This is a genomic window from Phaeodactylibacter sp., assembly GCF_022763345.1.
Taxonomy (GTDB): domain Bacteria; phylum Bacteroidota; class Bacteroidia; order Chitinophagales; family Saprospiraceae; genus Phaeodactylibacter.
The window spans coordinates 1-7,809 of sequence record NZ_JALEGS010000059.1 but is presented as its reverse complement, the minus strand read 5'-3'; the positions used below and the strand labels follow the sequence as shown (position 1 = coordinate 7,809).

Below are 7,809 nucleotides of genomic sequence, written 5' to 3'. Positions count from 1 at the left end.
TGCGTGAAACCTGTCTACCCAGTAAAGCCAGGTAGAGCAACATGCTACTAAACTAAACAACTTAATATGCGACCTCTACGAGGTCGGTTTCTTTGATTTTAGCCGGGGTTAGCAATGTGGGACTTCTAACGAAGTCCTGATTTTCATCACGACTTCGTAGAAGTCGCATGTTACTAAAACACGTACCGCAAGGTAAACTGAAACTGCCGCGGCGCACTTGCATTCCGGCGGATCAGCCGTCCGCTTGCTGCTGAGCCGGGCTGAATCTGATTCGACTGCGTGGCGTTGTTGCTGTAGCCGCTCAGGTTTTGGGTGTTGAACACGTTGAAGACATCCGCACGCAACTGCAGTTCATTGCTGCCCAGCTGAAAATCGTACTGCAAGCCCACATCAAAGGTATTGGACCAGGGCAGGCGGTCGCTATTGCGGCTTTCGCCCGGGAAGCGGTCGCTGTTGCCCACGTAGGCATCGCCGAAGGAGGCGCCATCGCCGTTGAGATCGGTAGTGGAAGTAGTAACGTCTACCAGGATGGGATCGCCGTTTTGGTCGAAGGCAGGGGTGCCGTCCGGAGCGGTGAGCTGCTGCTGCACGGGGTTGCCATTCTCATCCACCACCACGTAGCTGACCGGCAGAGGCGTGCGGTTGATCGGCTGCCCGCTTTGGATCAGGCCGGCCACGGTCAGCGATAGGTTTTCTACCGGATAGTACGTGAAGATGGTATTGATGATGTGGCGGCGGTCGTTGATGCTCGGTCCCCACTCCGCTTCGAAGTCATTGGCATCCATAGCGCGGAAGTTGATATCCTCGGTGTTGTTCTCCAGGTACGACAGGGTATAGTTGAGGCGGAAGCTGTAGTCGTCCTCTCCCCTCGCCTTTTGGAAGTTGAAGCTTGCGGCGTAGTAGCGCGACTCGCCGGCGGTTTCGCTCATTACCACATTGCGGGCTACGCCGGTCAGCGTCTCCCCGTTGATCACCGCGCTGTTGCCGTCAATAATCGGTAGCGGGCGGGAGGCATCGGCTTCGGCAATGGTGCGCACCTGCGGGTTGTCCGGATCTATTTTGTAGGGGGCGGCGGCATTAAGGTTGCGCAGGCGCAGCAGGTTGAAGGAGCGGTTGTGCACCAGGTCGACGAAGAACAGGCTGTTGTTGTTCATCTGCAGCTGATAGCCCAGCGCCATTTGGTGGGTGTAGGGGTTGTCGTATCCGTTGGGGTTAAGGATGCGGCGCTCGTTGCTGAAGACGCCCTCGCGCTGTTCTTGCAGGCTCTCCGCGGAGGGGCCTTGCAGATAGCCTACGTTGGAGGCGAAGCCACTGAGGTTGCCCTCAAAGGTGACAGCACTCACATCCGTATCCGCAGGCAGTATGCCCTGATCGACAAAGTACTGAATTTGCTTGCGGTAGTCGGCGCTTGTGGTGTTCTGCTGCAGCGCATCGCTGTAGATGGCGTAGGGGATTTTTTCGTAAAAAATGCCGTAGCCCCCTCGGAGGCTGCTGCGCCGCCCGAGCTTGTAGTTAAGGTTGAGGCGGGGCGCGATGTTGTTGTAATCGCCCTCATCGGAGCCACCGGCGGAGAGGTTGTCGTAATCGTAGCGCAGGCCAAGGGTGGCGGTCAGGCGGGAGGTCGCCCGCCATTCGTCCTCCAGATAGGCGGAGTAGATGGTCTGCCGCGCACCGAAGGAAGTAGGGCGCAGCTCCACCGCATAGCCCAGAACTTCCACATCGCCCGGGATGTCGTTCACATTCAGGGCACTGCCCCGGCCGAGCCCCCGCACCTGATCGAGTTGGTCTTGGGTGAGGCGCACGGTGTAGTTGCCATCCACATTGCCGCCCCCGAAGAGCTGATGGTCGGCAGAGATGACTGCCAGGCCGGCTTTCAGGGTGTGGTTGCCGGCGTAGTAATTGAATTTTTGCTGGAACTGCACCGTGTTTTCCGTTTCGTCGAAGATAAAGCCCGGGTGGCCGATAACGCCGACGGTGATGTCATTGGGATTAAAAATCGTCACCTGCGGGCCGGGGCCGTTGAGGGCCCGACCGTAGTTCCAGCGGAAGCGGCTGTACTGTACATTGGTTTGAGCGCTGAAGTTTTCGCCAATGTAGTTGTTCTTAAGGGCGACCAGCAGGGAGTTACGGTCCTGCACACTGCCCGCAGAGGGGAAAGTAACACCCCCGTCGAGCCCGCCGCCCTGCCGCTCGATATTCACGAGGCCGACGTTCGCCCGAAGGCTGGAGGTAAAATTGGGGCTCCAGTTGTGGTCGAGCTTACCGGAGATGTAGGTGAAGTTGTTCTCGCCGCGTACCGTTTCGTTTACGCCCAGGGCATCAGAGTTGAGGAGGTTGTCCTTCAGGTCGGTGGTGTGCTCTACGTTGAGGTAGTAAAAGGTCTGATCCTGTACAATCGCGCCGCCGAAGCCCACGCCCGCCTGATAGCGCTGAAAGCCGTCTTTGACCGGGTTGCCGGAAAGATCGCGCTGCGCAAAGTCCGACTGCCCGTCGATGACCGGTCCTGGGCGGGTGATCAGGAAAGCTTCTCCGCCGAATTCATTGCTGCCACTGCGGGTGGTGATGTTGACGATGCCATTTGCCGTAAGGCCGTACTCTGCGCTGTAGTTGTTGGTCAATACGGTGATGTTGCGCGCGAAGCCCACTGGGATGGCAAACTTCTGTCCGCCCAGAAAGCGCTCGTTGTTGTCCATGCCGTCGATGAGGTAGCTGGTGAAGAGCGGATTAGCACCGTTAATAGCTACATTGGGCGCTTCCGGATAGAAGCCCGTGGCCTGAGAGACGTTGGGCAGGCGAAAGAGCACCCGGGTGATGTCCCGCCCTTCGATGGGCAGTTCTTCAATTTCCCGTTGTTTCAACTCGAAGGACACTTCCGCGTCGGTACTGTTAATTTGGGTGGTAGAGGCCGCAGAAACCTCCACCGCATCAAGGGCAATCTGCCGGTTTTCGAACAGCGCCAGGGTGATGGCTGGATTTTGGTTGGACCGGATGCTGAATGGGTCCGACTCTCCGGAAAGGAAGGCCTCTGTCTCATCCGTAAGCACGATATAACCTGTGACTTCAGGCAAGCCTTTGAAAGTCGCCACGCCCTGATCATTGGTAGTAGCCGAGCGCTCCAAGCCACGGCTTTCATTGAGCAGGCGGACTTCCATGCCGGTAACTGGCGCGTCCGTCAGGTAATTGATGAGGTTGACGTTTAGGTCGGCCTGTGCCAGCAAACCAGCAGTCGTGATGAAGCTCAGCAGGAGCGTCAATTGGATTTTCATAAAAGTGAGTATTTGAAATAGTGAGATTTTGAAAAGATGTACGGAAATGCCCACCGGATCAGATCATAACCGGAAACAGTTCTGCATTAGTTAGCGGGGCTAAGCCTTCATTTTTATTCCATCACTGGAAAATGCTACAGGCAAGCTGCGAAGGGAGGGGCACGCAGCACAAGGGAGCGCAAGAAGATCAGGTGAAAGGGATGCCAATGAAATTGGAAAACGGTACCATGCACCTGCCCTATCAGACAGCTCAGTACCCGGCGCAGGGTAATTGGCAAGCGCCAAAACTGTCGGCTTAAGGTTCCGGGGTGGTCTACATCAAAAGAGGTGCTGAGCACGGCGACCGCATCCCCGGCCAAAGCCTGAAGGGCTTCATAAACCGTATCTGTTTGCCAGGGCAGATTTGCGAAAGCCGTAGGGTCGAAAGCGGACCGCTGCAGCCCGATGAGGTAAGCACCACCGTCCTGCGTTGGCCCAAGGACCAAGCCATGGTCCTCCAATGTACCTGCGGCCTGCAGTAGCACACCGGTATTTAGTTCAGGGCAATCATTGCCGATAGCGATAACCCGCTCGTACCCCAGATCAAAAACAGCTTGGTAAGCATTGGACAGGCGTTCGCCAAAGGTGCCGCCCACTTGCTGATCGCCCTGAATGACAAAGAGCGGCAATCCGGTACGCCGCGCCTGCTTTATGGCATAGCGGTTGAATCGCCGGAAGAGCGCAGTACTTGCCTTCTGGCTACCCGCCAGTGGCTTGCAGCGCGCTTCGTCCTGTTCGTTGCGGAGGAAGAGTAAAAGGGCTGTGCTGTGCAGTTGGGTGCTCATCGGGTGCTAAAGTAGGGAAAATATTGGTGGGATGGGTGTCCGCTTTGGGACAGTAGGGTTAGAAGTACACGGACGACGCTGATCTGACTGATGACACTGATCTTGCTAGTCCGATGACACCACACAAGCATGCCACCACTCGAAATCCGTGCAAATCTGCGAAATCAGTCCAATCTGTGTTCCAACCAAACCAAAATCCTACCTGCCAACAGGATTTAATTCAAAATATTTTTTCCGGAAAATTCAAATTCGCAACCAAATAATTTATTAGCTTAGCCATCCCATCACAATATTTATTTCAGACTAGACAACACTCACCCCAGAAAATGCAACACAACACCGTTGTGACCGATTCTTTATTCTCATTACCAAAACATTGGATTAGTATGAAAAAAACATTGAACACCCTTTTTGTCCTGTTGATGTTAGGCTTGACGGGCAACCTCTGGGCTCAGCGCAATTGTGGTAGTATGGACTACCTGGAGCATCAGCATGAAATTCATCCGGAGCGTGAACAACGGCTCAAAGACATTGAACAGCATACCGCCCGGATTCTGGAAAGTGCCTCACGCTCGGTGACAGGCACCATTACCATACCCGTGGTGGTACATGTGGTGTACAACAATGCCACCGAGAATATCAGCGCGGCTCAGGTGCAAAGCCAGATTGACATCCTGAATGAGGACTTCCGCCGGCTGAATGCGGATGCAGTCAACACGCCTTCTGTATTTCAGGGCGTAGCAGCCGATGTGGAAATTGAGTTTTGCCTGGCTACCGTTGACCCGCAGGGCAACCCAACCGATGGCATTACGCGCACGCCCACCAGTGTCACCGCCTTTGGTACCAATGACGAAGTAAAGTTCAACTCCAGTGGTGGAAAAGACGCCTGGCCGGCAAGTGATTACATGAACTTTTGGGTTTGTGATATCAGCGGCGGCATTCTGGGTTACGCCCAATTCCCGGGTGGCCCTGCCAGTACCGATGGAGTGGTTGTAGACTACCAGTACTTCGGGGATATTGGCACAGCTACCGCACCTTTCGATAAGGGCCGGACCGGTACGCACGAGGTGGGGCACTACCTCAACCTTCGCCACATCTGGGGTGATGGCAACTGTAATGCCGATGACTTCGTCAGCGATACGCCACGGGCTGGCGGGCCAAATTATACAAGTTCGCCTTGTAATTTCCCCGGCAATAACTCCTGTAATGAAGGGACCGGTGACCTGCCGGATATGTTCCAAAACTACATGGACTATTCCGATGATGGCTGTATGAACCTCTTCACGCAAGGCCAGACTGCACGTATGCGGGCCTTGTTTGAGCCCGGTGGCGCCCGTGCCAGCCTGCTGAACTCCACAGCCTGCGGCACGCCCGTTACGCCTACCTGCAATGATGGCATTCAAAATGGCGACGAAACCGGCGTGGACTGCGGCGGTTCCAGCTGCGCTCCCTGTCCCTGTAATGACCCCAACCTGACCCTGACCATCACGCTCGATAACTATCCTGCAGAAACTTCCTGGACCGTTACCGATGCCGGTGGTGCTACGGTAGCTTCCGGTGGCACTTACGGCGGGCAAGCCAATGGCTCTACCGTTACCGAAAGCATCAGCCTCGGCACTGGCGATTACACCTTCACCATTAGTGACAGCTATGGGGATGGCATCTGCTGCGCCTACGGCAACGGTTCCTACACCCTGACCGATGGCACTGGCGCAGTGATCGCATCCGGTGGCAGCTTCGGTTCCAGCGAAAGCACCAGTTTCTGCACTGGCGGCCCTACACCAACCTGTAACGATGGTATCCAAAACGGGGATGAGACCGGCGTGGACTGCGGTGGTTCCAACTGCCCGGCTTGCCCAACCTGTACTGACGGCATTCAGAACGGTAGCGAAACCGGTGTGGATTGCGGTGGCCCGGACTGTGCAGCCTGCCCGACTTGCAACGATGGTATTCAAAACGGCAATGAAACTGGCGTGGATTGCGGCGGGCCGGACTGTGCCCCCTGCGCTACCTGCAACGATGGTATCCAAAATGGCAGCGAAACCGGCGTAGACTGCGGTGGTCCGGACTGTGCACCTTGCAATACCTCCTGCAGTAACGGCAACAACTTCACCCTGACCATCGTACTCGACAACTATCCCGGTGAAACCACCTGGACCGTGACTGATGGTGGTACTACCGTAGCTTCGGGCGGCCCCTATGGTTCACAGCCCAATGGCTCTGCCGTTACTGAAACGTTCAGCCTCTCGGGTGGCGATTATACCTTTACCATCTTTGATTCTTACGGTGATGGTATCTGCTGTGCTTACGGCAGTGGCTCCTACAGCCTGAGCGATGAACTGGGTAACACCCTGGCCTCCGGTGGCGCTTTTGCGTCTTCAGAAAGCACCAACTTCTGCGCAGGCGATGGCGGTACGGCCCCAACCTGTAACGATGGCATCCAAAACGGTGACGAGACTGGCGTGGACTGCGGCGGTTCCAGCTGTGCACCATGCGGAGGCGGTGGCGGTTGTACCTACCTCACGCTCAACAGCGAAGGCTTTGAGTCTGGCTTTGGTATCTGGAATGATGGCGGCAGCGATTGTTACCGCAGCAACAACAACCCCAATACCGGGTCTGTTAGCCTGGCGCTTCGGGACAACTCCAGTACCTCCGTGCTTACTACAGATAACCTGGACCTGACCGCTTACAGCGAACTCACAGTCGATTTCAGCTACTTCCCGGTCAGTATGGACAATGCCAATGAAGACTTCTGGCTTCAGGTGTCTACCAATGGCGGCAGCACCTACACCACCGTGGAAGAGTGGAACCGAGGTGATGAGTTCCAGAATAATCAGCGCTACTTCGATGCGGTGGTCATCCCTGGTCCGTTCACCAGTAACACCAGCCTGCGTTTCCGTTGTGATGCCTCCGGCAATTCCGATTGGGTGTACCTGGATGACATCGTGATCAGCGGTTGTCAAAGCGGTACCCGTACGGCTAATACTGTACTTACCGCTGACTATGTGAAACCATCGGTTGAGCAAAGTAACTTCCGTGGCCCGCAGGCACAAGCTGCACCACAAATTGCTGACATCAACCTCTTCCCGAACCCGACCAACGGCGACCTCAAGCTGTCCTTCACCCTGCCTGAAGCAGGCCCGGTACAGTTGATGGTGACCGGCACAGACGGACGGGTGATCAGTCAGCAGCAGTGGCTGGGGCAAGTGGGCACCTCCGTACATGAGATGGACGCGTCCACACTCGCCCCCGGCGTTTACTTCCTGCACCTGAGCGCTAATCAGGAGCATATCGTCCGCCGCTTTGTGGTAGTGCGGTAAACTAAACAGGCCTGTAAGCCTTTAGCAAAAAATTCTTCATCCATCCCGAATGCTGGCCAAGGCTGGTGTTCGGGATTTTTTTCTGTAAAGGGCCTCTACTAAAAAAGCACAAGACTGATTTGGAGCGGATTCATCATGAAAATCAAGGAATTGAGCCCGCCTGCTGTGCCAGAATGGCCGGTAAGGTTCTGGCTAATTCTTTTTTAGCGCGTTTGGCGGGTGTTTACATCCAGACATGTATCGTCAGGGATCTTGGATTTGCGACATCGGCCACTGACGAAGCATAGCTTTTCAGGACAGGCGCAAGCCACTTCCCAGCGTAAATGCTGACCTGTCTGCCGAAGTACCGACACGAAGGCAGGCATTGAGTAGGTTTGCTGTGGCAAACCACTTAATCGT

General features: G+C 55.5%; 3 protein-coding genes. 1 reads left to right on the top strand and 2 read right to left on the bottom strand.

The window, feature by feature from the left end; translation table 11 throughout:
* Window positions 1-173: 173 nt before the first annotated feature.
* On the bottom strand, window positions 174-3,266 hold the full coding sequence (locus MRY86_RS16315) for a TonB-dependent receptor (RefSeq protein ID WP_293567892.1): 3,093 nt from the start codon (window positions 3,264-3,266) through the stop codon (window positions 174-176).
* Window positions 3,267-3,400: 134 nt separating this feature from the next.
* A complete protein-coding gene (locus MRY86_RS16310; protein WP_293567890.1) occupies window positions 3,401-4,090 on the bottom strand; it encodes a DUF2064 domain-containing protein in 690 nt (229 codons plus the stop codon).
* A 386-nt stretch (window positions 4,091-4,476) separates the two neighbouring features.
* On the opposite strand from MRY86_RS16310, the gene MRY86_RS16305 reads away from it, so the two are divergent.
* The gene (locus MRY86_RS16305; RefSeq protein ID WP_293567888.1) at window positions 4,477-7,410 is read left to right on the top strand and encodes a M43 family zinc metalloprotease; all 2,934 of its coding nucleotides are present in this window, start codon (window positions 4,477-4,479) and stop codon (window positions 7,408-7,410) included.
* Window positions 7,411-7,809 lie beyond the last annotated feature (399 nt).

What these genes read in the sequence shown, in the direction of transcription:
- MRY86_RS16305 (WP_293567888.1), top strand. Translation starts at nt 4,477, where the DNA reads ATGAAAAAAACATTGAACACCCTTTTTGTCCTGTTGATGTTAGGCTTG.
- MRY86_RS16315 (WP_293567892.1), bottom strand. Translation starts at nt 3,266, where the DNA reads ATGAAAATCCAATTGACGCTCCTGCTGAGCTTCATCACGACTGCTGGT.
- MRY86_RS16310 (WP_293567890.1), bottom strand. Translation starts at nt 4,090, where the DNA reads ATGAGCACCCAACTGCACAGCACAGCCCTTTTACTCTTCCTCCGCAAC.